The 26860-nt window shown below is 38.8% G+C and carries 20 protein-coding genes; 12 read left to right on the top strand and 8 right to left on the bottom strand.

Features of this window, described 5'->3' with window-relative positions:
- Positions 1 to 13: 13 nt before the first annotated feature.
- Together A1D26_RS06010 and fabI are read right to left on the bottom strand one after the other, a co-directional pair.
- Positions 14 to 1993 (bottom strand): exoribonuclease II, encoded by a 1980-nt coding sequence (locus A1D26_RS06010; protein ID WP_157403154.1) that lies wholly within the window; start codon positions 1991 to 1993, stop codon positions 14 to 16.
- A 115-nt stretch (positions 1994 to 2108) separates the two neighbouring features.
- A complete protein-coding gene (fabI, locus tag A1D26_RS06015; protein ID WP_157403155.1) occupies positions 2109 to 2897 on the bottom strand; it encodes an enoyl-ACP reductase FabI in 789 nt (262 codons plus the stop codon).
- Positions 2898 to 3121: 224 nt separating this feature from the next.
- On the opposite strand from fabI, the gene rlmE reads away from it, so the two are divergent.
- From rlmE to A1D26_RS06045, 6 genes are all read left to right on the top strand, one after another.
- Positions 3122 to 3748: a 23S rRNA (uridine(2552)-2'-O)-methyltransferase RlmE gene (rlmE, locus tag A1D26_RS06020; RefSeq protein WP_157403156.1), complete on the top strand. Its 627-nt coding sequence runs from the start codon at positions 3122 to 3124 to the stop codon at positions 3746 to 3748.
- Positions 3749 to 3823: 75 nt separating this feature from the next.
- Positions 3824 to 5764: an ATP-dependent zinc metalloprotease FtsH gene (gene ftsH / locus A1D26_RS06025; protein WP_157403157.1), complete on the top strand. Its 1941-nt coding sequence runs from the start codon at positions 3824 to 3826 to the stop codon at positions 5762 to 5764.
- A 228-nt stretch (positions 5765 to 5992) separates the two neighbouring features.
- On the top strand, positions 5993 to 7243 hold the full coding sequence (gene icd / locus A1D26_RS06030; protein WP_157403158.1) for an NADP-dependent isocitrate dehydrogenase: 1251 nt from the start codon (positions 5993 to 5995) through the stop codon (positions 7241 to 7243).
- 112 nt (positions 7244 to 7355) lie between these two features.
- Entirely contained in the window at positions 7356 to 8990 is a 1635-nt protein-coding gene (locus A1D26_RS06035) for a phosphoethanolamine transferase (RefSeq protein WP_157403159.1), read from the top strand.
- A gap of 188 nt (positions 8991 to 9178) precedes the next feature.
- Positions 9179 to 11782, top strand: a complete 2604-nt coding sequence (acnB, locus tag A1D26_RS06040) for a bifunctional aconitate hydratase 2/2-methylisocitrate dehydratase (RefSeq protein ID WP_157403160.1) — start codon at positions 9179 to 9181, stop codon at positions 11780 to 11782.
- 90 nt (positions 11783 to 11872) lie between these two features.
- Entirely contained in the window at positions 11873 to 13153 is a 1281-nt protein-coding gene (locus A1D26_RS06045) for a citrate synthase (RefSeq protein ID WP_157403161.1), read from the top strand.
- 52 nt (positions 13154 to 13205) lie between these two features.
- Here the strand turns inward: A1D26_RS06045 and A1D26_RS06050 are convergent, their stop codons facing one another.
- The 3 genes from A1D26_RS06050 to rhlB all read right to left on the bottom strand — a co-directional run bounded on the left by A1D26_RS06050 (position 13206) and on the right by rhlB (position 16383).
- The gene (locus tag A1D26_RS06050) at positions 13206 to 14693 is read right to left on the bottom strand and encodes a helicase HerA-like C-terminal domain-containing protein (protein ID WP_157403162.1); all 1488 of its coding nucleotides are present in this window, start codon (positions 14691 to 14693) and stop codon (positions 13206 to 13208) included.
- Between the two features lie 32 nt (positions 14694 to 14725).
- On the bottom strand, positions 14726 to 15097 hold the full coding sequence (locus A1D26_RS06055) for a hypothetical protein (protein WP_198303111.1): 372 nt from the start codon (positions 15095 to 15097) through the stop codon (positions 14726 to 14728).
- 65 nt (positions 15098 to 15162) lie between these two features.
- Positions 15163 to 16383 carry an ATP-dependent RNA helicase RhlB gene (gene rhlB / locus A1D26_RS06060; RefSeq protein WP_157403164.1) on the bottom strand — a complete coding sequence of 407 codons (1221 nt, stop codon included), beginning with the start codon at positions 16381 to 16383 and terminating at the stop codon, positions 15163 to 15165.
- Positions 16384 to 16566: 183 nt separating this feature from the next.
- Here rhlB and argF point away from each other — a divergent pair, with 183 nt between their 5' ends.
- The 5 genes from argF to pyrD all read left to right on the top strand — a co-directional run bounded on the left by argF (position 16567) and on the right by pyrD (position 21191).
- Positions 16567 to 17583 (top strand): ornithine carbamoyltransferase, encoded by a 1017-nt coding sequence (argF, locus tag A1D26_RS06065; RefSeq protein ID WP_157403165.1) that lies wholly within the window; start codon positions 16567 to 16569, stop codon positions 17581 to 17583.
- 59 nt (positions 17584 to 17642) lie between these two features.
- Positions 17643 to 18275, top strand: a complete 633-nt coding sequence (gene lolB, locus A1D26_RS06070) for a lipoprotein insertase outer membrane protein LolB (RefSeq protein WP_157403166.1) — start codon at positions 17643 to 17645, stop codon at positions 18273 to 18275.
- Positions 18275 to 19129: a 4-(cytidine 5'-diphospho)-2-C-methyl-D-erythritol kinase gene (gene ispE / locus A1D26_RS06075; RefSeq protein ID WP_157403167.1), complete on the top strand. Its 855-nt coding sequence runs from the start codon at positions 18275 to 18277 to the stop codon at positions 19127 to 19129. Before lolB ends, ispE begins: the two co-directional genes overlap by 1 nt.
- A gap of 25 nt (positions 19130 to 19154) precedes the next feature.
- Positions 19155 to 20105, top strand: coding sequence for a ribose-phosphate pyrophosphokinase (locus tag A1D26_RS06080; protein ID WP_157403168.1), 951 nt, complete (start codon positions 19155 to 19157; stop codon positions 20103 to 20105).
- A gap of 78 nt (positions 20106 to 20183) precedes the next feature.
- A complete protein-coding gene (gene pyrD / locus A1D26_RS06085; protein WP_157403383.1) occupies positions 20184 to 21191 on the top strand; it encodes a quinone-dependent dihydroorotate dehydrogenase in 1008 nt (335 codons plus the stop codon).
- Positions 21192 to 21232: 41 nt separating this feature from the next.
- On the opposite strand, the gene nth is transcribed toward pyrD, so the two are convergent.
- Genes nth through proB form a run of 3 tightly spaced genes read right to left on the bottom strand, consistent with a single transcriptional unit; the run spans position 21233 to position 23754 of the window.
- Complete coding sequence (gene nth, locus A1D26_RS06090; RefSeq protein WP_157403169.1) at positions 21233 to 21868, bottom strand: endonuclease III; 636 nt, start codon at positions 21866 to 21868, stop codon at positions 21233 to 21235.
- Entirely contained in the window at positions 21868 to 22629 is a 762-nt protein-coding gene (locus tag A1D26_RS06095) for a TSUP family transporter (RefSeq protein WP_157403170.1), read from the bottom strand. Before A1D26_RS06095 ends, nth begins: the two co-directional genes overlap by 1 nt.
- Positions 22630 to 22653: 24 nt before the next feature.
- Entirely contained in the window at positions 22654 to 23754 is a 1101-nt protein-coding gene (proB, locus tag A1D26_RS06100) for a glutamate 5-kinase (RefSeq protein ID WP_157403171.1), read from the bottom strand.
- A 246-nt stretch (positions 23755 to 24000) separates the two neighbouring features.
- Between proB and polA the strand changes: the two genes are divergently transcribed.
- A complete protein-coding gene (gene polA, locus A1D26_RS06105) occupies positions 24001 to 26853 on the top strand; it encodes a DNA polymerase I (protein WP_157403172.1) in 2853 nt (950 codons plus the stop codon).
- Positions 26854 to 26860 lie beyond the last annotated feature (7 nt).

The following is a 26860-nucleotide window of genomic DNA, read 5'->3' on the forward strand; positions in this document are numbered from 1 at the left end:
ACCGCTTGTTAGGTTAAATCACTAATTCACCGACGATAGAACGAGTTTCAATACGGACTTCTTTAAGTTTAATTTTAACCTGTTGTCCGATTTGATAGCTTTTTTCGCCTTTGATGTAAAGCGCGATTTCTTCTGGGTTATAGAGCATTTCTTCTTTATTTGGGTGGATAGTCGAGAATGGCACAAAAATAGATGCCCCATTTTCGAGTACTTTTACACGCAATCCACCACGAGACACATCGTGAATTTCTCCTTCAAATTCAATGTTTTTCTCAACCATTGGGGCAAGATAACGAGCATATAACCAATCCGCAATATCTCGCTCAACCATTCGGTTTTGTTTACGGGCTTCTTGTAAACGCACTAAAATGCTTTCATCAACCGCAGTTGGATTTTCTTGAGCTAATACTTGTTTGATTAAGCGGTGATTAACCATATCGCCATATTTACGGATAGGCGATGTCCACGTCGCATAGTGGCTAATTCCTAAGCCTAGGTGTGGAGCACATTCTGTTTTAAATTCCGCAAAAGTGAGATAGCGGCGTAAACGCATTTCTAAGAAATTCTCAGGGAACTGTTCAATATCACGACGCATTTCACAATAGCCTTCTAGAGTAGCAAGACTCTCAGGGGCATATCGTTGAGATAGCTCTTTATAATTTTGCTCATTACCAAGGGTGTCCAGTAAGAATTTCTGCACTAATTCAAGGTTTTTAATATCAAATCCAGAGTGAGTATTGAATACGCCAGTGTGAGCATATTTATCCAAATACTGTGCGGCACAAATATTGGCTAAAATCATTGATTCTTCAATCATTTGATTTGCGATGCGGCGATATTCAACGTGAATATCACGCACAGAACCATCTTCGTTGAGCTCAAAATAGTAGTCGCCTTGCTCTTTGAATAAGAGGGCATTTTTACTACGCCAATCAATTCGAGCGAGAGTAAACTGATGTAACCAGTTAATTTGTTGTTCAATTTGCTCAGTTTCTGGTCGCCAGTGGTTATCGACTTTCTCAATAAAATCAGAAACATCGTTGTAGGCCAATTTTGCTTTTGATTCTACCCAAGCAGATGTAAAGCGAGTTTCGCCTGAGATATTTCCTTGTAAATCGACTTCAATATAAGCCACTAATGCAGGGCGTTTCTCATTTGGCACTAATGAACAAAGTTCGTCAGAAAGCTCGCGTGGTAACATTGGGATATTAAACCCGGGCAAATAGTTGGTAAAACAACGTTGGCGAGCGGCTTTTTCAATATTGGAATCAAGCGGAATATAAGCGGTTGGGTCGGCAATCGCAACTACTAAACGCCAGCCGGTTTGTTCTCCGTTTTGTTCGATCGGCTCGATGTAAAGGGCATCGTCCATGTCTTGCGTACTTGGCGAGTCGATTGTCGTAAAGTAAAGATCAGTGAGATCTTCACGTTCTAAGCTATCCGCTAAAGTGTAAGATTTCTCGCCAGCAACGGGCTCTCTAGGTTGCTCGTGGCGAGCTAAAGTTACCCACCAAGGTGCGAAGTTATCATCGGCTTTACAAATAAATTGAGTCACTTGAGCGAAGAAGAAACGATCATCACGCAGTGGGTGTGTTTTTAATTGTGCGACAACCCAATCATTTTCCGCTAATTTATGCTCAACTTTTTTGTGAGTGTTGGCAGGAATAAGAGATTTAATGCTTGGGTGATCGACAGCAAGTTGTAGTTTGCCATCTTTATTAAATTTTACTTGGGCAATAAAGCGATCTAGCATCGGTTCAAGGAGAGAATCCACTTCAACTTGTTCTTTATCGCCATCACGTTTTACCACGGCACGAATTTTATCGCCGTGCATAATTTTTTTCATTTCTTGGGGCGGAATGAAATAGCTGTTTTTATCACATTCTAAAAAACCGTAGCTTTTATCTGTAGTTTTAACGACACCTTCAACATATTCTTTACTTGCTTCAATTTGTTGTTTTAATTGGGCTAAAAGGGGGTTATTTTGAAACATTTTGTATTTATCCAGAAAATAATAAACCACGGAAACTCTAACGTACTTTTACAAAAAAATCGCTCAATCGGACCGCTTGCAAAGGTTAAATTTTCCGTGGTAAAAAAATGGCAGATTATTCTGCGTCTAAATCGCCCATTGCGACAATGCTAAAACCTGCATCAACGTGAACAACTTCACCTGTAATACCGCCTGCTAAATCAGAGCATAAGAATGCAGCAGAATTACCTACATCTTCAATGGTTACTGTACGGCGTAATGGTGCTGTTTTTTCAAAGTTAGATAACATTTTTTTGAAGTCTTTAATACCTGATGCCGCAAGCGTGCGGATTGGACCTGCAGAAATCGCATTAACACGAATACCATCTTTACCTAAAGTTGCTGCCATTACACGAGTACTTGCTTCAAGTGATGCTTTAGCTAAACACATTACATTGTAGTTTGGAATTGCACGCTCTGCCCCTAAGTAAGAAAGGGTTAAAAGTGCTGAATTTGGGTTTAACATTGCACGAGCTTCTTTTGCCATTGCAACAAAGCTATATGCACTGATGTCGTGGGCAATTTGGAAACCTTCACGAGTTGCAGCATTCACATAATCGCCATCTAATTGATCTGCTGGAGCAAAACCAATTGAGTGAACAAAACCATCAAATTTTTCCCAATGTTTGCTTAACTGCTTAAAACATTCTTTAATGTTTTCATCCGTTGCAACATCCATTGGTAGTACAATATCTGAACCAAATTCTTTCGCAAATTCTTCAACTCGACCTTTTAATTTATCATTTAAGTAGGTAAAAGCTAATTCCGCACCTTCACGTTTCATTGCACTTGCAATACCGTAAGCGATAGAACGGTTGCTTGCTAATCCTGTAATTAAAATGCGTTTGCCTGCTAAAAAGCCCATAAATAATTCCTCTATATTAGTGATAAAATAGCTCAAAATGAGCAAAACGGACAAATTATAACGAAATTTTACCCTTTCGGGAAATATAAGCGGTCAGATCGGAGTAGTTTTTTGCAAAGCGAATCATTTGTTCTATTACTTATTTACAAAAATTTCACTTTTCCCTTGAAATCAGGGATTTCGGTCTTATTATACTCAGATCAAAGAAATGAAAGAGAAAAAGAATGGGAAAAAAACGGAGTGCAAGTTCATCACGTTGGCTTGCAGAGCATTTTAAAGATCAATTTGTGCAAAAAGCACATAAACAAAAATTACGCTCAAGAGCGTATTTTAAGCTAGATGAAATTCAACAAACCGACCGCTTGTTTAAAAATGGAATGACAGTCGTTGATTTGGGCGCTGCTCCTGGCGGTTGGTCGCAATATGTGGTTACACAAATTGGCAGTAAAGGGCGAGTGATTGCTTGTGATATTTTGGATATGAACCCGATTGCTGGGGTTGATTTTTTACAAGGCGACTTTCGTGAAGAAAGTGTATTGAATGCCTTATTAGAGCGAGTTGGGGAAGATAAAGTTGATGTGGTAATGTCAGATATGGCTCCGAATTTTAGTGGTATGCCATCGGTTGATATTCCTAGAGCAATGTATTTGGTTGAGTTGGCGTTAGATATGTGTCGCCAAGTATTAGCACCAAAAGGCAGTTTTGTGGTCAAAGTATTCCAAGGCGAAGGTTTTGATAACTATTTGCGTGAAATCAGAGCGTTATTCAGCGTGGTAAAAGTGCGTAAACCTGAAGCATCTCGAGACCGCTCGCGTGAAGTTTATATTGTCGCTACAGGCTATAAAGGATAGGTGGAATATCCTTTCATTTTATAGTAATCTTTACAGAATTTTTTAATCCTAAAAAGAGGTAAAACCTTGAACGATATGTTTAAAAATATTCTACTTTGGGTAGTGATTGGCTTAACGCTAATGACTGCATTCCAAGGTTTTAATACGAATTTTGGCAGTACAAACACTGTCGAATATTCGACATTTATCAATGACTTAAAAGAAAACCGTTTAAAATCGGTCAACTTTAAGAATAATGATGAAGTAATAACCGTAACCAAATCGAATGGTTCAGAATATCAAACCGTAATGCCGATTTATGATCGAGATTTATTAAACGATCTTTTAAATAAAAATATTACGGTTGTAGGTGAGCCAGCAGAACGTCGTGGGTTGTTATCTCAAATCTTGATTTCTTGGTTCCCGATGTTATTGCTTATCGGTTTCTGGGTCTTCTATATGCGTCAAATGCAAGGTGGTGGCAGAGGCGGTGCGATGAGCTTTGGTAAGAGCAAAGCGAAAATGATCGCACCTGATCAAATTAAAACCACTTTTGCTGATGTGGCAGGTTGTGATGAAGCAAAAGAAGAAGTTGCGGAAGTGGTCGATTTCTTGCGTGACCCAAGTAAATTCCAAAAACTTGGTGGACGTATTCCGAAAGGGATTTTAATGGTTGGACCACCGGGAACAGGTAAAACCTTATTAGCGAAAGCTATCGCAGGTGAAGCCAAAGTACCTTTCTTCACAATGGCAGGTTCAGATTTCGTTGAAATGTTTGTTGGGGTCGGTGCATCTCGTGTACGTGATCTTTTCGATCAAGCGAAGAAAAATGCGCCTTGTATCATTTTCATTGATGAAATTGATGCCGTAGGACGTAAACGTGGTGGTGCGGGTTTTAGTGGCGGACACGATGAACGTGAACAAACATTAAACCAAATGCTGGTGGAAATGGATGGTTTTGAAGGCTCAGAAGGGATTATCATTATCGCAGCAACTAACCGAGCGGATGTGTTAGATAACGCATTAACTCGTCCAGGGCGTTTTGACCGTCAAGTGATGGTTGGATTACCTGATGTGAAAGGGCGTGAGCAGATCTTAAAAGTTCATATGAGAAAAGTACCTCTTGCGCCTGATGTTGATCCGATGATTATTGCTCGTGGTACTCCAGGATATTCTGGTGCAGAGTTAGCAAACTTAGTGAACGAAGCAGCTTTATTCTCTGCTCGTGCTAACCAACGAGTTGTTACAATGAATGACTTTGAAAAGGCTAAAGATAAAATCAATATGGGTCCAGAACGCCGTTCAATGATTATGACTGACGAGCAAAAAATCTCAACAGCATATCACGAGGCAGGACACGCTATTGTAGGTTATTTGATGCCTGAACATGATCCAGTGCACAAAGTAACAATTATTCCACGTGGACGTGCGTTAGGTGTCACATTCTTCTTACCTGAAGGCGATAAAATCAGTATTAGCCAAAAACAATTAGAAGGCAAATTAGCAAGCACCTATGGTGGACGTTTAGCCGAAGAGCTTATCTATGGCAAAGAGAATATTTCCACTGGTGCATCAAGTGATATTCAAGTTGCATCGAATATTGCTCGTAGAATGGTGACTGAATGGGGCTTTTCTGAAAACCTTGGACCTATCTTATATAAAGAAGAAGAGGGTTTTGGTGCACCAAAAGTGGTATCAGAAGCGACAGCAAAACTGATTGATGAAGAAGTGCGTAAAATTGTTGAGCGTAACTATGAACGTGCAAAACAAGTATTGATTGATAATATGGATATTTTACACGCAATGAAAGATGCGTTAATGAAATATGAAACAATCGATATGCCACAGATCAAAAACTTAATGGAACGCAAACCTGTTGGTGAACCAGCGGGTTGGAATGATAGTAGCGATAACACGCCACCATCTTCTTCCGATGAAAAACCATCAGAAACTAAAGTTGATGATACTTTCTCTGAAGCAGAACCTACCGATAAGAATGTCGGTACTGTGTCAGACAGTGAAGCTGATGTTAAATAATCAATAAATGAACATAAAACCGAAAACCGAGCAGATAAATTGCTCGGTTTTTTATTTTTAGTCAGTAGAAATTATCTCTATTTTAAAATGTGATCTAATCAGCAAATTTACAAAAAATTTTACTAATCGTACCGCTTTTCATTGACTTACCGAGTAATACAAATTACCTTTGGTTAAAGATTTGTTAATAAAATGTTATTTACAATAGTGATAGAATAAGGGGGAACTATGTCATTTCACGTTACACAACCAAAAGCTGGAGAAGCCATTCAACTAAATGAAGATGGCTCTTTAATTGTGCCCGATCATCTAATCATTCCATTTATTGAAGGTGATGGTATAGGCGTAGATGTTACACCAGCTATGAAAACGGTGATTGATGCAGCTGTTGAGAAAGCATATCAGGGTAAGCGTAAAATTGAATGGTTAGAAATTTATGCAGGCGAAAAAGCTAATCAAAAATATGGTGAAAACGTTTGGTTGCCTGATGAAACATTAGATTTAATTAAACAATATCATATTGCGATTAAAGGCCCTTTGATGACACCAGTCGGTGGTGGTATTCGTTCATTAAATGTGGCAATGCGTCAAGGGTTAGATCTCTATAATTGCTTGCGTCCGATTCGTTATTATGAAGGCACGCCAAGCCCTGTGAAGCACCCTGAATTAGTTGATATGGTGATTTTTCGTGAAAACTCCGAAGATATTTACGCGGGTGTAGAATGGGTGGCTGCTTCGGCAGAAGCAGATAAAGTGATCACATTTTTACAACAAGAAATGGGGGTGAAGAAAATTCGTTTCCCTCAAGAGTGTGGCATTGGTATTAAACCTGTTTCTAAACAAGGTACGCAACGTTTGGTGAGAGCTGCATTACAGTATGTTATTGATAACAATAGAGATTCACTTACTCTCGTGCATAAAGGTAATATTATGAAATTTACCGAAGGAGCATTTAAAGAGTGGGGCTACCAAGTTGCAAAAGAGTTTGGGGCAGAGCCTATTGATAATGGACCTTGGCATCGTTTAGTTAATCCGAAAACAGGCAAAGAGATTATTATTAAAGATTCTATTGCTGATGCATTTTTACAAGAAATTCTGTTACACCCGACAGAGTATGATGTTATTGCTACCTTAAACCTAAATGGCGACTATATTTCCGATGCGTTAGCTGCTCAAGTAGGCGGAATTGGGATCTCGCCAGGGGCGAACATTGGTTTTGAGGCAGCTATTTTTGAAGCAACACACGGTACAGCACCTAAAATTGCGGGGCAAAATAAAGCAAACCCGGGGTCAATTATTTTAAGTGGTGAAATGATGTTACGCCATTTAGGTTGGACAGAAGCAGCGGATCTTGTTGTGAATGCGGTATCTAAAACGATTGCTAATAAAACAGTTACCTTTGATTTTGCAGAAACCTTAGACGGAGCAACATTACGCTCTACATCGGAATTTGCACAAGATATTGTAAATAATTTATAAAATCTGACCGCTTGAAAATAATAAGTTCATACAAAGAAATAAAATTTCTAGTGTATGAACTTTTTTATTACTCAATGCTCTTATAGAGTAATTTTACTTTATAGGAGTTATTATGTTTTCTATTTTCAAACGCTTTAGTTTATCTTCAACCCAATTAGTTATTATCCTTTCTCTTTATTTCGCAACAATTTTGAATTATGCATTTTATAGAGAAGTTATTTCATTACAATCTTTTAATGTTAACTTACCTGAAACTTATTTTGTTCTAACTATTCCATTAGTTTTATTCTGTGCTTTAATTATTGTTATTCAAATACTATCGTTGCCAATACTTCACAAAGTAATTATTCCTTTTTTATTAATTATTAGTTCCGCTATTAGTTATAATGAGATATTTTTCAGTATCTTTTTTGATAAAGATATGCTTGATAATGTATTGCAAACCAATACTGCTGAAAGTATGCGTATGATGACAACTTCATATATTAGCTGGATTGTTATCTTAGGGATTATTCCATCATTATTGTATATTGCTACAAAAGTTAAATATAAATCTTTTTTAAGAGAAATAATGACAAGAATTGCTACCATTCTATTAAGTATGTTAATTATTTTAGGTGTGGCAAAATTCTTTTATCAGGATTATGCATCTTTTTTTCGTAATAATAAAAATGTAGCACATTTAATATTACCTTCAAATTTCGTTGCATCAAGTATTAAGAAAATACGTCATTTACAACGTGAGAATATTCCTTATACTCAAATTGATGTTGATGCTCAGCAAGAGAAACCAGATAATTATCGTCACGTTACCGTCTTAATTGTTGGAGAAACGACTCGGGCTCAAAATTGGGGGTTAAATGGCTATAAACGTCAAACTACACCGTTATTAGCTAAACGAGGAGAGGAAATTTTTAATTTCTCAAAAGTATCTAGTTGTGGTACAGCGACAGCAATATCAGTACCTTGTATGTTTTCGGCATTTACTCGAGAAAATTATGATGCTGCAAAAGCAGCGAAACAAGATAATATTTTAGATATTTTACAACGATCTAATATTGATTTAATGTGGATTGATAATAATAGTGATTGTAAGGGAGTATGCGAGAGAATTCCGAATAAAACAGTTATTAACCTAAATTTACCTGAATTTTGTCGTAATGGTGAATGCTTAGATAATATTATGTTACCAGAATTAGATAAAGTTTTAGATGAGCAGAATGAAAAAGATTTAGTCGTTATTCTTCATACAATCGGAAGTCACGGTCCAACTTATTATGAACGTTACACTAAAGAATATAGACATTTTGAACCAACTTGCGATACTAATGAAATTAACCGTTGTAATGATCAGCAATTAGTGAATACTTATGACAACACCATTGTGTATCAAGACCAATTTATTGATAAAGTTATTCAGCGTTTAGAAAATAAAGATAATTGGGAAAGTGCTGTATTCTATGTTTCAGATCACGGTGAGTCTTTAGGGGAAAGTGGCATTTATTTACACGGTGCACCTTATTCTATTGCGCCAGATTATCAAACAAAAGTTCCTATGATAATGTGGTTTTCAAAAGCATTTTTAAAGAATGAACCTTTTGATTTTGAGTGCTTAAGAGAAAATAGCCAAAAACAAAATTACTCACACGATAATCTATTTCATACAATGTTTAGTTTAATGGATATGGATACTGATTTAGGATCTTATAATGTGCATTTAGATATATTAGCTCAATGCAAAAAATAGTATACTTTTAAAGTAGTTTTGAAGCCATTCACATCATTGAATGGCTTTTCTTTTTGAACAAATTTGCCAAATGTTACAAAATTTTGTGATTTTGTTATCAAATTGTAAAATTTAATCTTGCCTTTTTATTTTCTAGCATTATGATGAAGACATCTCTCATAGATTATTTTTGAAGTGGAGATTTTCTTATGTCTTTCTTAAATGATTACCGTAAACTTGTGGCAGAACGTGAAGCATTGGGGGTTGTACCTTTACCACTCAATGCAGAGCAAACTGCTGAACTTATTGAATTACTCAAAAATCCTATTCAATCTGAAGCCACTTTTCTGCTTGAATTATTTGAAAATCGTATTCCAGCAGGGGTAGATGAAGCTGCTTATGTTAAAGCCTCTTTTTTAGCATCTATTATCAAAGATGAAGTGCAATCGCCCTTAATTTCACCGCAGAGAGCGGTTGAATTACTTGGCACAATGCAAGGTGGTTATAACATTCAACCTTTATTAGATGCGTTAGATAACCAAAGGTTAGCCCCTTTTGCTGTTACTGCATTATCTAATACTTTATTGATGTTTGATAATTTCCACGATGTTGCAGAAAAAGCGAAACAAGGCAACCAATTTGCACAGCAAGTCTTGCAGTCTTGGGCTGATGCTGAGTGGTTTTTATCTCGTCCAAAATTAGCTGAAAAACTAACGCTAACTGTATTTAAAGTAACAGGGGAAACCAATACGGACGATTTATCGCCAGCTCAAGATGCGTGGTCTCGCCCTGATATTCCACTGCACGCTTTAGCAATGCTAAAAAATGAGCGTGATGGTATTGAACCTGATCAGGCTGGTGTTGTAGGTCCAATGCAACAAATTGCACAGTTAAAAGAGAAAGGATTTCCGCTTGTCTATGTGGGAGATGTAGTGGGAACAGGCTCTTCACGCAAATCAGCAACTAACTCAGTACTTTGGTTAATGGGGGATGATATTCCTTACATTCCAAATAAACGGGCTGGTGGCGTGGTCTTAGGCGGTAAAATTGCTCCAATTTTTTTCAATACAATGGAAGATGCAGGCTCTTTACCGATTGAAGTTGATGTTAGCCAACTTAATATGGGCGATGTGATCGACCTTTATCCCTATCAAGGCAAAATTTGTAAACACAATAGCGATGAAGTATTGGCGACCTTTACTTTAAAAACAGACGTTTTGCTTGATGAAGTGCGTGCTGGTGGGCGTATTCCGTTGATTATCGGACGTGGTTTAACACATAAAGCAAGAACTGAATTAGGCTTACCTGAAAGCGATGTTTTTGTGAAACCAAAAGCAACGCAAGACTCGACTAAAGGTTATACCTTAGCTCAAAAAATGGTAGGAAGAGCTTGTGGTGTAGAAGGTATTAGAGCAGGGCAGTATTGCGAACCAAGAATGACAAGCGTTGGTTCTCAGGATACCACAGGGCCAATGACGCGTGATGAATTAAAAGATCTCGCTTGTTTAGGGTTCTCCGCAGATTTAGTAATGCAATCTTTCTGCCATACAGCAGCTTATCCAAAACCTGTTGATGTAGTAACGCATCATACATTACCTGATTTTATTATGAACCGAGCGGGTGTTTCGTTACGCCCTGGCGATGGGGTTATTCATTCGTGGCTAAATCGAATGTTACTACCAGACACAGTGGGGACAGGTGGCGATTCTCACACTCGTTTTCCTATTGGGATCTCATTTCCTGCTGGTTCTGGCTTGGTTGCTTTTGCCGCTGCAACAGGCGTTATGCCACTGGATATGCCCGAATCTGTCCTTGTTCGTTTCAAAGGCGAATTACAAGCAGGCATCACATTACGCGATTTAGTTCACGCCATTCCTTATTATGCCATTCAACAAGGTTTACTAACCGTTGAAAAAGCGGGTAAAAAGAATATTTTTTCGGGGCGAATTCTTGAAATTGAAGGGTTAGAGCACCTGAAAGTAGAACAAGCCTTTGAATTATCCGATGCATCAGCTGAACGTTCTGCCGCGGCTTGTACCATTAAATTAGATAAAGAGCCTGTGATCGAATATCTCAACTCAAACATTGTGTTACTCAAATGGATGATTTCGGAAGGTTACGGTGATGTGCGTACTTTAGAACGCCGTATCAACGCAATGCAGGCTTGGATAGATAACCCACAATTATTGGAAGCAGATGACGATGCAGAATATGCAGCGGTTATTGAGATTGATTTGAATGAAATCAAAGAACCGATTGTCTGTGCACCGAACGATCCTGATGATGCGAGAAAACTTTCAGATGTACAAGGCGATAAAGTTGATGAAGTCTTTATTGGTTCTTGTATGACAAATATCGGGCATTTCCGAGCAGCAGGTAAACTATTAAGTCAATCTACGGCAATGTTACCGACACGCTTATGGGTTGTGCCACCAACAAGAATGGATGCAGCTTTGCTAACGGAAGAAGGCTATTACAGCATCTATGGTAAAAGCGGGGCAAGGGTTGAAATTCCAGGTTGTTCACTTTGTATGGGAAATCAAGCAAGAGTGGCAGATGGCTCAACGGTTGTTTCAACTTCTACTCGTAACTTCCCAAATCGTATGGGAAAAGGAGCATTTGTTTATCTAGCATCAGCAGAACTTTCGGCGGTTTGTGCCTTACTGGGTAGAATTCCGACACTAGATGAATATTTAAGTTATGTACACAGTTTGGATAACGATAAAGAAGATACCTATCGTTATATGAATTTCAACGAAATCAATAGCTATATGAAAAAAGCTGATGAAGTTATCTTCCAGACTGTCGCATAGCAAATAAAAGACAAGGCAAGCGGTCGGATTATTGCAAAATTTTACTCATAACTTACCGCTTGAAAATAACAATAAACAGGGGGAATGAATATGCCTAAACTACATCCAACTTTAACCGCAGAGTTACAACTCAGTGATGGACGTAAATTTAGTTTGCCAGTGTATCAAAGTAACTTAGGTTATGATGCAATCGGAGTGGAATCATTACAAAAAGAGAAATTATTCACCTACGATCAGGGGCTAACTTCTACGGCGTTATGTGAATCTAGCATTACTTATATTGATGGTGATCAGGGGATCTTGTTGCATCGTGGCTACCCGATTGATGAATTAGCATTGCGTAAAAGCTACCTTGATGTTGCTTATTTATTATTAAATGGTGAATTACCAAATACAGAAGAGCTAGACGCATTTAAAAAAGAGATCAGCTCACATTATATGGTGAATGAACAATTTACCCGATTGTTTCAAGGTTTCCGCCGAGATTCGCACCCAATGGCGGTGATGTGTGCAGCAAGTAGTGCATTAGCGGCTTTCTATCACGATATTTTAGAAGATAGTCAAAAATCTCGTGATAAAACTGCGATTCGTTTGTTGGCTAAAATGCCAACATTAGCTGCGATGTGTTATAAATACAGCATCGGTCGTCCATTTATGTATCCGCAAAATAATCTCTCTTATGCAGGAAACTTCTTGTATATGATGTTTGCGACCCCTTGTGAGCCTTATGTGGTAAATCCTGTATTAGAACGTGCGATGGATCGTATCTTTACCTTACACGCAGACCACGAACAAAATGCCTCGACATCTTCAGTGCGAAGTGTGGCATCATCTGGCCCTAATCCATTTGCTTGTATTGCTGCTGGTATTGCATCTCTTTGGGGACCTGCACATGGTGGTGCAAATGAAGCCTGTATCAAAATGCTAGAAGAAATTGGCACAGTTGATCGTATTCCAGAATTTATTGCTCGAGCTAAAGATAAAAATGATCCATTCCGTTTAATGGGCTTTGGGCATCGAGTGTATAAAAATTATGACCCTAGAGCGAAAGTAATGCGTGAAACTTGCCATGAAGTGCTTAAAGAGCTGGGTGTTACTACACCATTACTTGAAGTGGCAATGGAATTAGAACGTATCGCCTTAAGTGATCCATACTTTATTGAACGTAAACTTTATCCAAATGTCGATTTCTATTCAGGAATCATTTTACAAGCAATCGGTATTCCAACCTCAATGTTTACGGTTATTTTTGCTTTAGCAAGAACAGTAGGGTGGATTGCAAACTGGAAAGAAATGTGCGAAGAAAGCCTGAAAATTGTCCGCCCAAGACAAATTTATACAGGTTATACAGAGCGTCATATTGATAAATAACTAAATTAGAAAAGGCATAGTGGGAAACTATGCCTTTACATTACAAGTGGACTTATTTTTTAGTAATTGCCCCTAAAATTCCACGCATAATTTGTTTTGTGACTTGGTTACGAAGATTACGTCCAACAGACTGAGCAACGCTACCAACAACTTTTTCTGCAATAGATTGTTCGCTTTTCTTTTTCGTACCAAAAATGCTACCTAAAATGCCATTTAAGAAACCATTTTCTTCTTCCTTCGCTTCTTGTTCTGCTTGCTGTTGAGCCTGAACTTGTTGGTTTAATAGCTCAAAAGCAGATTCGTTATCAACAAATTGGCTATAATGAAGGTAGAGATCATCTTGTTTCACTAGAGATAGACGCTCTTGTTCCGATATTGGTTTAAGTTGGCTTTGTGGTGGGTAGATATAGGCAATTTCCACAGGCGTTGGCATACCTTTTTCATCTAAAACAGAGACTAACGCTTCTCCAACACCAAGTTGGGTAATGGCTTCCACCACATTGACAGATGGATTTGCTCGGAAAGTTTCAGCCGCAGATTTTACTGCTTTTTGATCTTTCGGTGTAAAGGCACGTAATGCGTGCTGAACACGATTACCAAGCTGTCCTAATACCGATTCTGGTAAATCTAATGGATTTTGTGTCACAAAATAAACCCCCACCCCTTTAGAGCGGATTAAACGTACAACTTGTTCAATTTTATCGACTAATACTTTTGGTGCACCATCAAACATTAAATGTGCTTCGTCAAAGAATAATACAAATTTAGGTTTATCAGGATCGCCGACTTCAGGAAGTTGCTCAAATAGCTCTGCCATAAACCAAAGTAAGAATGCACCATACATTCTTGGTGAGTTAATCAGTTTTTCGGAATTGAGTACGTTAATAACACCACGACCGTCACGCGTTTGCATCCAGTCATTCAAGTCTAGAGCAGGTTCGCCAAATAGATTACTTGCTCCTTCATTTTCCAGTGTGAGTAATGCTCTTTGAATAGCTCCAACACTTGCAGCAGAAACATTACCATATTCAACTTGGAATACTTTAGCGTTTTCCGCCACAAATTTTAGCATGGCACGCAGATCTTTGAGATCAATTAACAGTAATCCTTTGTCGTCGGCAACGCGGAATACTAAATTTAACAAGCCTTCTTGAGTGTCGTTTAGGTTAAGTAAACGAGCTAATAACATTGGTCCCATTTCGGAAATGGTGGTGCGTAATGGAATACCACTTTGACCAAAAACATCCCAAAAGGAAACGGGGAAACCGCTTAAGTAATCTTCGCCACCAAGTTGGAATTGCTCAATACGTTCTGCAATTTTCCCTTGGAAACTGCCCGCTTGTACTAAACCTGAGAGATCGCCTTTTACATCAACAAGAAAGACAGGAATGCCAGCATTACTGAATGATTCTGCTAATTTGCGTAAGGTAACGGTTTTACCTGTTCCTGTTGCTCCTGCAATTAAGCCGTGGCGGTTTGCCATTTTGGCAACGAGCGATAACTCTTTGCCTTCTTTAGATTGAGCGATTGGGTAATTCATAGAATTGCTCCTTGAGCGTTATAAAAATTAAGTTAGGCTTTTTTCTTTTTAGCCTGTCTTTTTGAAGGCTGCTTATTATCATTAATACCGATGTTAAAGCCACGTTCCCAGTTTGATTTAAAGTGGCTTGGTAATTGTTTGATGCTAAATTGGCAATAATTTACTCGTTGATTAAACATTTCATTTTTTTGCTGTGTAAAAGATTTCCCAACGCGGTAGCCATCTAAATACCAATCATCAGAATCCTTACAGTCAGTTGTATTGATTCGTTTTGTTGGGATATTATTAGATAAAGACTGGTTATGTGTAGCGACCCCTACGTTTTGCTTTTCAGTGTTGCTATAACAAGCGGTTAGTAAGCAAGTAAAGGTTGCAATTAAAGTCGTTTTAAATTTATTCGTCATATTGTGGTTGTATTTAAGATAAAGAAATAGCCACAGAGATAAAATATCTCTATGGCTTAATAGCATTATTTTTTCCAATTATTCGATTTTGATGAGCTTTTATTTCGTGTTGGTTTTGGCAATGCAAGTAAAGCTTCTTTATCGTATTGACTAACAGGAATACGATGTCCGATATATTCTTCAATTGCAGGTAAATTCATCGCATAGCGTTCGCAAGCAAAACTAATTGAAGAACCGCTTTCCCCAGCACGCCCCGTACGCCCGATACGATGTACATAATCTTCACGATCATCAGGTAAATCATAATTGAAAACGTGGGTAACATCAGAAATATGTAAGCCTCTTGCTGCTACATCTGTTGCGACTAAAATATCTAAATCGCCTTGGGTAAAACTATCAAGCAGTGCAAGGCGTTTTTTCTGTGGAATATCGCCAGTCAATAAGCCAACACGATGTCCATCTGCATTTAAATAGCTCCAAATTTCTTCACATTTATGTTTAGTATTAGCAAACACAATACAACGTTCTGGCCATTCTTCTTCCATCAACGTGAGTAAAAGAGCCATTTTATCTTCATTAGAAGGGTAAAATAGTTCTTCTTTAATACGATGGCCTGTACGTTGAAGGGGTTCAATTTCTACATATTCAGCATTGTGCATATCTTCAAACGCTAATTCTCGTACACGATGAGAAAGTGTCGCAGAAAAGAGCATTGTCAGGCGATTTTCAGGAGAAGGGCATTTTCGCATTAGATAGCGAATATCTTTGATAAACCCAAGATCAAACATACGATCTGCCTCATCTAGCACCACAACTTGTACATAATTTAGGTCAATAATACCTTGTTTGACATAATCAATAATACGTCCAGTCGTACCGACTAAAATATCAACACCTTTTTCAATTGCTTGAATTTGTTTATCGTAACCATCGCCACCATAAGCTAGTGCCAGTTTAAATTCAGTATGACTAACAAGAATTTCTGCATCTGATGCAATTTGCACTGCTAATTCGCGTGTAGGTGCTAAAATCAATGCTCGTGGTTGGTTTGGTTTTGTTGGAATATATTGAGAAAGCAAGTGGTGAAAGGTTGCCACAAGAAAGGCAAGAGTTTTTCCTGTCCCTGTTTGTGCTTGCCCTGCAATATCTTGCCCTACTAATGTGTAAGGTAAGGTTTTGGCTTGAATTGGTGTACAAAATTCAAAGCCTTTATCATCAAGTGCTGCAAGCACTCGATCGTGAATAGGGAAATCAATAAAACGTTGTTCTGTAAGATGTTTAGACATCGTATTCTCCCGTTGTGATAAGCGGGGAGATTTATCGAAAATTTTGCAAAAAATCTCGCTAAACTCACCGCTTAAAAACACTGATTTTAAGGATAAAAAATTTTTGAGAAGATACCATAAATGCGTTAATTTTAGTAGAATCTTTAATAATTTCTCACGCAATTTCAATAATCAGGAGCTTTTATGACTGCAAACACACAACCAAATCTGAAAAATCGTCATTTTTTACGTTTGATGGATTTTACACCAGATGAAATTCTTTATTTACTTGAACTTGCCGCAAGATTGAAAGCAGATAAAAAAGCGGGAACGGAAAAACAGACATTAAAAGGCAAAAATATTGCATTAATTTTTGAAAAAAGCTCAACTCGCACTCGTTGTGCTTTTGAAGTTGGGGCATTTGATCAAGGGGCAAACGTGAGTTATATCGGGCCAAGTGGATCACAAATTGGGCACAAAGAATCAATGAAAGATACGGCTCGTGTATTAGGTCGAATGTATGATGGTATTCAATATCGCGGTTATGGACAGGAATTAGTCCAAACATTAGCGGATTATTCAGGTGTACCTGTGTGGAACGGTTTAACCGATGAGTTTCACCCAACTCAAATTTTAGCGGACTTTTTAACAATGCAAGAACATTCAACTAAACCGCTAAATCAGATTAAACTCGCTTATTTAGGCGATGCTCGTAACAATATGGGGAACTCTTTTGTAGAAGGGGCTGCATTGATGGGGGTTGATCTTCGTTTAGTTGCTCCAAAGCAATTCTTCCCAGAACAAGCGTTACTTGATGAAGTCACAGAAATGGCCGCAAAAACAGGAGCAAAAATCACTTGTACGGAAGACGTGGCAGAAGGGGTTAAAGATGTCGATTTCGTTTATACCGATGTGTGGGTATCTATGGGCGAGCCAGAATCGGTGTGGGAAGCTCGTATCAATCTAATGAAACCTTATCAAGTTAATAGTGAATTGATGCAAAAAACGGGTAACCCTGATGTGAAGTTCTTACATTGCTTGCCAGCGTTCCACGATGATCAAACTACAGTTGGGAAAGAAATTGCGCAAAAATATGGGATGAATGGCTTAGAAGTAACCGATGAAGTGTTTGAATCTGATGCCTCTATCGTCTTTGACGAAGCAGAGAATAGAATGCATACCATCAAGGCTGTAATGGTAGCAACATTAGGTAATGAGTAGTTATTCGGAAAATTAGTATATTTCGATTATACTGGTGCATATTTTTAATAGGACTACATATGAAAAAACTCACTAAACTCCTTTCACTTACTACTTTGATTGTACTTACAGGCTGTAACTCTATCTATAACGCTCCAACGGAAGTAGCAAAACCAGAGGTTGCGATTTCTCACAGCGATCCTCAATGGCAACAACATTTAGCTCAATTACAGAAAATTAAAGGTTATTCAGCCAAAGGGCAATTTGGTTATATTTCGCCCGAAGAGCGTTTTTCATCGCATTTTGACTGGCAATATAAAACACCAACGAATTTTGGGCTGACGATGTCATCAAATCTTTCAAGTAAATCGTTAAAATTGCAACGTAATGAATTGGGAATGACGGTTTCAGATAGCGAAGGGCGTAGCCGTACTGAATCGGATATTGATCTGTTAATGAAAGAAATCATCGGCGTGTCTTTTCCTATCGATCAATTTGCCTACTGGGTGAAAGGTCAGCCTGAAAAACATTCTAACTATATTGTCAATGAAAAACGTCAGCTATCGCAATTTGATTATCCTGTGAATGGTTCCGTTTGGAAAGCCACTTTTGTTGAATATCACGAAGATCGCCAACCTAATCTGCCTAAGCTGATTGTGCTCCAAAATGGTAAGCAAACTTTAAAAATTCGTATTGATAACTGGGCCTACTAATGACCGAACGTTTTTCTTTTCCTAGCCCAGCTAAACTCAATTTATTTTTATATATCACGAGCAAGCGGGCAGATGGCTATCACGAATTGCAAACGCTATTTCAGTTTTTAGATTTTGGTGATGACATTGAGATTGAGATTAGTCAAGATCCTGAAATTGTTCTTACCGAAATACTTGAGAACGTGCCTGTTGAGCAGAATTTAATTTATCGAGCTGCAAAACTTTTGCAACAACAGACCGCTTGTTCTCTTGGGGCAAAAATCCGCTTAACCAAGCGATTACCGATGGGCGGAGGCGTTGGTGGTGGATCATCAAATGCTGCCACTATTTTGGTCGCACTAAATCAATTATGGCAAACCGGGCTATCCTTAGAGCAACTGGCTGAAATTGGCTTATCTCTAGGGGCTGATGTGCCGATTTTTGTACGAGGTTTTGCCGCTTTTGCTGAAGGCGTAGGGGAAAAACTGACACAGTGCAATCCTGTGGAAAAATGGTATCTGGTGCTTAAACCCGATGTGTCTATTTCAACGGCCTTAATTTTTCAGCACCCAGATTTACCGAGAAATACACCGAAACGAAGTTTGAGCGAATTATTATCGACAAATTGGGCAAACGATTGCGAAAAAGTTGTCCGAGATCATTATTCAGAGGTTGATGATCTACTCGCTTGGTTGGTACAATATGCACCATCTCGGCTGACGGGCACAGGTGCTTGTGTCTTTGCCGAATTTGATAGTAAAGAAGAAGCATTAAACGTTTTCGATCAGAAACCAAAACATATTCAAGGTTTTGTCGCAAAAGGGCAAAATATTTCTCCTTTACACCAAAAACTGAATTTATTTCCTAATGCTTAATTTATAACCTAGAGGTTCCCCAACAATGCCTGATATTAAACTCTTCGCAGGAAACGCTACACCAGAATTAGCAAAACGAATTGCTGAACGTCTTTATATTTCCCTTGGCGATGCAACCGTTGGTCGTTTTAGTGACGGCGAAATCCAAGTACAAATCAATGAGAATGTACGCGGTGGGGATATTTTTATTGTGCAATCAACCTGTGCACCAACAAATGACAATTTAATGGAACTCGTCGTAATGGTTGATGCACTACGACGTGCATCGGCGGGTCGTATCACTGCGGTTATTCCCTATTTTGGTTATGCTCGACAAGATCGTCGTGTTCGTTCAGCACGTGTGCCGATTACCGCTAAAGTCGTTGCTGATTTCCTATCAAGTGTTGGTGTGGATCGTGTTTTAACCTGTGATTTACACGCAGAACAAATCCAAGGTTTCTTTGATGTTCCTGTTGATAACGTATTTGGTTCACCTGTTCTACTTGATGATATTTTGAAAAAAACCGATCTTGTGAACCCAATCGTAGTATCTCCTGATATTGGTGGTGTTGTTCGTGCAAGAGCGGTCGCTAAATTATTAAATGATGCAGATATGGCAATCATTGACAAACGTCGTCCAAAAGCAAATGTGTCACAAGTTATGCACATTATTGGTGATGTTGCTGGACGTGATTGTATCTTAGTTGATGATATGATCGATACAGGGGGTACATTAGTCAAAGCGGCAGAAGCATTGAAAGAGCGTGGTGCAAGACGTGTATTTGCGTACGCAACGCACGCTGTATTCTCTGGGGCAGCTGCGAAAAATCTTGCAAATGAAGCTTTAGATGAGATTGTGATTACGGATACGATTCCACTTTCAGCAGAAATTCGTGCATTAAATAAAGTACGCGTATTAACCCTTTCAGGAATGCTTGCTGAAGCAATTCGCCGTATTAGCAACGAAGAATCTATTTCAGCAATGTTTAGTCATTAATTGCTATTTGCTAAGCCCAGTCGAATGATTGGGCTTTTTTACATCAAGCGGTCAGATATTGAGAATTTTTTGCAAATGATTTATCCCTTAATTCGTAAAGCGCTGTTTGCAATAGACGCAGAACAGGCGCATCGTTTTTCCATTCAAGCGTTAAAATTATTGAGACATCTCCCAAATTGTCGTAAGCTCCCTGATAATCCTGTCAATGTAATGGGATTAACCTTTAAAAATCCGATTGGTTTGGCTGCAGGTGCTGATAAAAATGGAGAAGCGATTGATGGGTTTGCCCAATTAGGTTTTGGATTTATTGAAGTCGGCACGGTTACGCCAGTAGCACAAGATGGAAATCCACGCCCACGCCAATTCCGTTTACCTGAGGCAGAAGGCATCATTAATCGTAATGGTTTCAATAATTTAGGCGTTGATGTACTCGTTGAGAATGTTAAAAAAGCAAAATATAACGGCGTATTAGGGATTAACATCGGTAAAAATGCGACAACACCTATTGAAAATAGCCTTGATGATTATCTTATCTGTTTACGCAAGGTGTACTCATATGCAAGTTATATTACTGTAAATATTTCATCACCGAATACGAAAAATCTACGCTCACTCCAATACGGTGAAGCTCTTGATGATTTACTGCAAGCCTTAAAAGCAGAACAACAGGCGCTTTCGCAAAAAAATGGGGCTTACAAACCGCTTGTATTGAAAATTGCACCTGATTTGAATAATGATGAAATAGCCTCAGTTGCTGATAGTCTTGTCAGACACAAAATTGACGGGGTCATTGCTGGCAATACCACCTTATCTCGTGAAAGCGTAGCGGGTTTACCTAATGCGGAACAGCAAGGTGGACTAAGTGGAAAACCACTTTGTCAATTAAGTACTCAAGTTATTCACCAACTTAGCCAAGAACTACAAGGAAAACTCCCAATTATTGGCAGTGGTGGGATTCACTCCGTTGCATCGGGACAAGAAAAAATTGACGTCGGGGCAAACTTATTGCAACTTTATTCTGCGATGGTTTATCAAGGGCCGAAATTGATTGAGCAGTTGGTAAGGAATATCCAACTAAAAGATTAAAGACCGTATTACCCCGAATAACTCGGGGTAATATCATTTTGCTAAATATCTGTCTTTTCTTTAAATTCACAAAGATCTTCAATAATACAAGAGCCACAACGAGGTTTTCTTGCAATGCAAGTATAGCGACCGTGTAGGATTAACCAGTGGTGAACATCAACTTTAAATTCATCAGGAACTACTTTAAGTAATTTTTCTTCGACTTTTACCACGTCTTTTCCTGGAGCAAAGTTAGTGCGATTGGAGACTCGGAAAATATGGGTATCTACCGCAATAGTAGGCTGACCGAAGGCGGTATTTAAAACCACATTGGCGGTTTTTCTGCCTACGCCTGCAAGTGCTTCAAGTTCTTCTCGTGTTTGTGGTACTTCACCATTATGTTTTTCCAATAAATCACGACAGGTTTTAATAATATTTTCTGCCTTACTGTTAAATAGCCCAATGGTTTTAATGTATTCTTTTAGCCCATCTAAGCCAAGATCTAAAATAGCTTGTGGCGTATTCGCCACAGGGTAGAGCTTTGCAGTGGCTTTATTCACTCCCACATCAGTGGCTTGTGCGGAAAGTATAACCGCAATCAATAATTCAAAAGGGTTGTTGTAGTTTAATTCGGTTGTCGGGTGTGGATTTTGTTCTCGTAATCTTGTTAAAATTTCTACACGTTTTTCTTTATTCATTAAAAATATCCCTGATCCCACAGCATTTTGCAGACCATAATAAATGACATTGTTACAATAAGCGGTCGGATAATGTGTTTACCTTTCGTTACCACCATTCTTGCACCAATGTTCCCACCAATAAATTGCCCAACTAACATCACAAAGCCGACTTTCCATAAGATAGCCCCACCTAAAATAAAGAAGATCAGCGATGCAAAATTAGAGGTAAAGTTAAGAATTTTAGCGTGAGCCACGCCTTTTGTTAAATTAAAACCAAGTAATAATACAAAAGCTAAAGTAAAAAATGAACCTGTTGCAGGCCCAAACATACCATCATAAAAGCCAATACCTAATGCAGCAGTAAAAGCAAATAATGGATAGCTAATTCGTTGTTTGCGATCTTCATCGCCCAAACTTGGGCTAAATAAAAAATAGCCACCGATAATAAAAACTAAAAAAGGTAAAATCGTTTTAAGCTGTTCCACATCTAGCATTTGTACAAAAACAGCACCGAGTGATGCCCCAAAAAAAGTCAGCAAAATAAGCAAACGAATCTGTTTTACTTCAACTGCTTTTTGACGAATAAAATAGAGAGATGCTGAAAAAGAACCGCCACAGGCTTGTAGTTTATTTGTGCCTAATGCCATTGCAGGCGGAACGCCTACGGCAAGCAAGGCGGGAATGGTAATTAAACCACCTCCACCAGCGATCGCATCAATAGTACCTGCCACCAATGCCGCGGTAAACAGTAGAGCCAAAACATCAAATGTGAGTTCCATTTTCTCTCCTTATTTTACTTTTATCTAAGCATAAACGACCATTTCATCACGATGAATCGCTACTGAACCAAATTCATAGCCTAAAATGGTTTCGATTTCATTAGATTTTTTACTCTTAATACGTTGCAACGCATCACTGTTATAGCGACTAATGCCTAAGGCTAATAATTTACCATTACGGTTGGTGATTTTAACTACTTCACCACGCGCAAATTGTCCGTCAATATGCTGAATACCAGCAGGAAGAAGGGATTTATGTTGAGCTAATAGGGCATTTTCTGCACCTTCATCAACTATAAGGATACCTGCTGGTGGTGCACCAAATAACCACTGTTTTCGTCCTTCTAATTTATCCTGTTGAGCGAGAAAACGTGTGCCGATCCCATCTCCTTGAGCCAATTTAACAATCACATTCTCCAGCTCGCCAGAGGCAATCAAAGTTTCAACGCCAGAACGCGTTGCAATATCTGCGGCAATAACTTTTGTGCTCATTCCTCCTGTGCCGAGTGTTGTTCCACTACCACCTGCCATTTGGCGAATTTCTGGGGTGATTTTATCCACAACCGCAATACGTTGAGCATTTGGATTCTTTCTCGGATCACTATCATATAGCCCTTGTTGATCCGTTAATAAAATTAACTGTTCCGCTTGAGCAAGAATGGCCACTAATGCCGACAAATTGTCGTTATCGCCAATTCTAAATTCTGCCGTAGCGACTGCATCATTTTCGTTGATAATTGGGATAATTTGCTGATCGAGTAGGACATTTAGCGTATCTCTTGCATTCAGAAAGTGCTCTTTGTTTTCAATATCTGCCCGAGTTAATAGCACTTGACCAATTTTGATGTTGTAGATAGAAAATAAACTTTCCCACACTTGAATAAGCTGGCTTTGTCCAACAGCAGCTAATAGCTGTTTAGAAGCAAGGGTTTGAGGAAGTTCCCGATGGTTGAGATAATCACGTCCAGCCGCCACCGCCCCAGAAGAGACAACAATCAAGCGAAAACCTTGTTGATGTAATGTCGCCAGTTGTTTAACAATTTCTAACATATGTGGGCGACTTAAACTTTTTGTACCGTGAGTGAGCGTGCTTGTTCCGAGTTTAATAACGATAGTTTTATTCATAACAATTTGTAAAAAATGAAGGAAACTAACCGCTATTATCAGATAAATCGCCTTATTTTGCTATGAGTATAAAAGATTATTTATAACAATGGGTTATATTGACAGAGAGAATGTGATGTTTCAGTACATTATCTCGACTTATAAAGCCACTATTACTGCTATCGGTTCAGCCGAGGAGATAGAGGCGAAATTTGCTAAATATTTCGGTATAATGAGCCTAAATTGTTATTATTGAAAGAGATCTAAATGGCTACTATCGCACAAAACCCACTCGTTTTAGTGGACGGTTCGTCCTATCTTTATCGTGCATTTCACGCATTTCCACCATTAACCAATAAACAAGGTGAGCCAACCGGGGCAATGTATGGCGTATTAAATATGTTAAAAAGTTTGATTGCACAGGTTGAACCTAGCCATATTGCTGTGGTTTTTGATGCGAAAGGGAAAACATTTCGAGATGAATTATTTGAACAATATAAATCTCACCGACCACCAATGCCTGATGAATTACGTTCTCAAATTCAACCTCTACACGCAATGATCAAAGCCTTAGGCATTCCTTTGCTTTCTATTGAAGGCGTTGAAGCTGATGATGTGATTGGTACATTAGCGGTACAAGCCGCTCAAACAGGTAAGAATGTGTTAATCAGCACAGGCGATAAGGATATGGCACAACTGGTGAACGATCATATTATGTTGATCAACACAATGAACAATACGTTACTTGATAGAGATGGCGTTATTGAGAAATATGGTATTCCGCCAGAGCTAATTATTGATTACTTAGCCCTACTTGGCGATTCATCGGATAATATTCCCGGTGTAAAAGGGGTGGGTGAGAAGACCGCTATCGCTTTACTGCAAGGAATTGGCTCAATGCAAACAATCTATGCCAATTTAGATAAGGTTGCAGAACTCTCTTTTCGTGGAGCTAAAACCTTTGCACCGAAGTTAGCCGCAGAAAAAGAGACTGCCGATCTCTCATATCTACTGGCTACGATTAAAACTGATGTTCCCCTTGATGTGACTCACGATCAATTACTCACACAGCCACAACAGCGAGATCAGCTTGTGGAATTGTTTGGTCGTTACGAATTTAAGCGTTGGTTAAACGAAGTGATGGATAATACTAATCCTGTTACCCAAACAGCACCCGAAAAAATACCAAACCAATATCAAGCCACTCAAGCGGTCAGTTCCGAACAGCAATTTGCAAAAATTGAGATTGATCGTACCGCTTATCAATGTGTCAAGACAGAAACGCAGTTTGCTCAATGGCTTGAAAAATTACAAAAAGCGAAAGTGATTGCGGTCGATACCGAAACCAATAGTTTAGATCCAATGTCAGCGGAATTAGTCGGAATCTCTTTTGGGCTAGAAAATGGCGAGGCTTGCTACATTCCTCTTGCCCATAAAGGTATTAGCAAGCCAGCACAAACTGATTTATTTGGTGATGAAAGCCAAGCAGAGCAGAGTGAATTGGCTTTATTACCTGAACAACTGGATAAAAAACAGTGTCTTGCTCAGTTAAAACCTATTTTAGAAAACCCAAGCATTCAAAAAGTGGGACAAAATATTAAATACGATTTAACTATTTTTGCACGCAATGGTATTGAACTACAAGGCATCGCATTCGATACAATGTTAGAATCCTACACCTTAAATAGTACAGGCAGACATAATATGGACGATCTTGCTGAACGTTATTTAGGGCATCAAACCATTCCTTTTGAAGAGATTGCAGGAAAAGGCAAAAATCAGAAAACCTTTGATCTGATTTCATTAGAACAAGCCACAGAATATGCTGCTGAAGATGCGGATATTACAATGAAATTGCATCAAGTACTTAGTCAGGAACTGAGCAAAGAACCTGAATTATTGAAACTATTTGAACAGATTGAAATGCCATTAGTTGCGGTATTATCTCGTGTTGAACGCAATGGCGTATTGATTGATCCGCAATTGCTTCGCACACATTCTATTGAAATTGAACAACGTTTAGCCGAATTAGAACAACAAGTGCATAAAGAAGCAGGCGAAATTTTCAATCTAGCTTCCACCAAACAATTACAAGAAATTCTGTTTACTAAGTTAGGCTTACCTGTGTTGAAGAAGACCCCGAAAGGTGCACCATCAACTAATGAAGAAGTTCTTGAAGAATTAGCACAAATGGGGCATCAAGTACCCGTATTATTGATGGAACATCGTGGGTTAAGTAAATTGAAATCCACTTATGCCGACAAATTGCCACAGATGATTAACGCCACCACAGGACGAGTACATACTTCTTATCATCAAGCGGTAACGGCAACAGGGCGACTTTCTTCTAGTGATCCGAATTTACAAAACATTCCAATCCGCAACGAACAAGGCAGACGTATTCGCCAAGCCTTTATTGCTCGAGAAGGCTATGTAATTTTAGCGGCAGACTATTCGCAAATTGAGCTACGCATAATGGCTCATTTGGCAAAAGATGCCAATATGATTAAAGCCTTTGCGGAAGGGAAAGATATTCACCGATCCACCGCAGCGGAAATTTTTGATGTGCCATTAGAACAAGTAACAAGTGAACAACGCCGTAGTGCCAAAGCAATCAACTTCGGCTTGATCTATGGAATGAGCGATTTTGGTTTATCTAACCAACTGGGTATTGGGCGAGCAGAAGCGAAAAAATATATGGAACTCTATTTCCAACGCTATCCTGCGGTACAGCAATTTATGATGGATATTCGTGAAAAAGCTGCTGAAAAAGGCTATGTCGAAACCTTATTTGGACGTCGTTTATATTTACCCGATATTCAATCAAGTAACCAAATCCGCCGTAAAGCTGCCGAACGTGTGGCAATCAATGCTCCAATGCAAGGAACAGCAGCCGATATTATCAAAGTGGCAATGATCGGTATTGATAATGCAATTCGAGATTGTGATGATATAAAAATGATTATGCAAGTACACGATGAACTTGTATTTGAAGTCAAAGCAGACAGAGTAGAGCATTACAGCCAGCTTATTAAAATTGAAATGGAAAAAGCAATTGCCCTAGAAGTCCCACTAATCGCCGAAGTCGGTATCGGGAAAAACTGGGACGAGGCTCATTAAGCCTTAA

The sequence above is a fragment of the Ursidibacter maritimus genome (genome assembly GCF_009761395.1).
Taxonomy (GTDB): domain Bacteria; phylum Pseudomonadota; class Gammaproteobacteria; order Enterobacterales; family Pasteurellaceae; genus Ursidibacter; species Ursidibacter maritimus.

Bases quoted from the DNA above. Each gene is read 5' to 3' on its own strand.
- A1D26_RS06080 (WP_157403168.1), top strand. From the start codon at position 19,155: ATGCCTGATATTAAACTCTTCGCAGGAAACGCTACACCAGAATTAGCA.
- acnB (WP_157403160.1), top strand. From the start codon at position 9,179: ATGTCTTTCTTAAATGATTACCGTAAACTTGTGGCAGAACGTGAAGCA.
- A1D26_RS06035 (WP_157403159.1), top strand. From the start codon at position 7,356: ATGTTTTCTATTTTCAAACGCTTTAGTTTATCTTCAACCCAATTAGTT.
- A1D26_RS06050 (WP_157403162.1), bottom strand. From the start codon at position 14,693: ATGAATTACCCAATCGCTCAATCTAAAGAAGGCAAAGAGTTATCGCTC.
- A1D26_RS06045 (WP_157403161.1), top strand. From the start codon at position 11,873: ATGCCTAAACTACATCCAACTTTAACCGCAGAGTTACAACTCAGTGAT.
- argF (WP_157403165.1), top strand. From the start codon at position 16,567: ATGACTGCAAACACACAACCAAATCTGAAAAATCGTCATTTTTTACGT.
- icd (WP_157403158.1), top strand. From the start codon at position 5,993: ATGTCATTTCACGTTACACAACCAAAAGCTGGAGAAGCCATTCAACTA.
- A1D26_RS06055 (WP_198303111.1), bottom strand. From the start codon at position 15,097: ATGACGAATAAATTTAAAACGACTTTAATTGCAACCTTTACTTGCTTA.
- ftsH (WP_157403157.1), top strand. From the start codon at position 3,824: ATGTTTAAAAATATTCTACTTTGGGTAGTGATTGGCTTAACGCTAATG.
- lolB (WP_157403166.1), top strand. From the start codon at position 17,643: ATGAAAAAACTCACTAAACTCCTTTCACTTACTACTTTGATTGTACTT.
- A1D26_RS06095 (WP_157403170.1), bottom strand. From the start codon at position 22,629: ATGGAACTCACATTTGATGTTTTGGCTCTACTGTTTACCGCGGCATTG.
- ispE (WP_157403167.1), top strand. From the start codon at position 18,275: ATGACCGAACGTTTTTCTTTTCCTAGCCCAGCTAAACTCAATTTATTT.
- fabI (WP_157403155.1), bottom strand. From the start codon at position 2,897: ATGGGCTTTTTAGCAGGCAAACGCATTTTAATTACAGGATTAGCAAGC.
- rlmE (WP_157403156.1), top strand. From the start codon at position 3,122: ATGGGAAAAAAACGGAGTGCAAGTTCATCACGTTGGCTTGCAGAGCAT.
- A1D26_RS06010 (WP_157403154.1), bottom strand. From the start codon at position 1,993: ATGTTTCAAAATAACCCCCTTTTAGCCCAATTAAAACAACAAATTGAA.
- proB (WP_157403171.1), bottom strand. From the start codon at position 23,754: ATGAATAAAACTATCGTTATTAAACTCGGAACAAGCACGCTCACTCAC.
- nth (WP_157403169.1), bottom strand. From the start codon at position 21,868: ATGAATAAAGAAAAACGTGTAGAAATTTTAACAAGATTACGAGAACAA.
- polA (WP_157403172.1), top strand. From the start codon at position 24,001: ATGGCTACTATCGCACAAAACCCACTCGTTTTAGTGGACGGTTCGTCC.
- rhlB (WP_157403164.1), bottom strand. From the start codon at position 16,383: ATGTCTAAACATCTTACAGAACAACGTTTTATTGATTTCCCTATTCAC.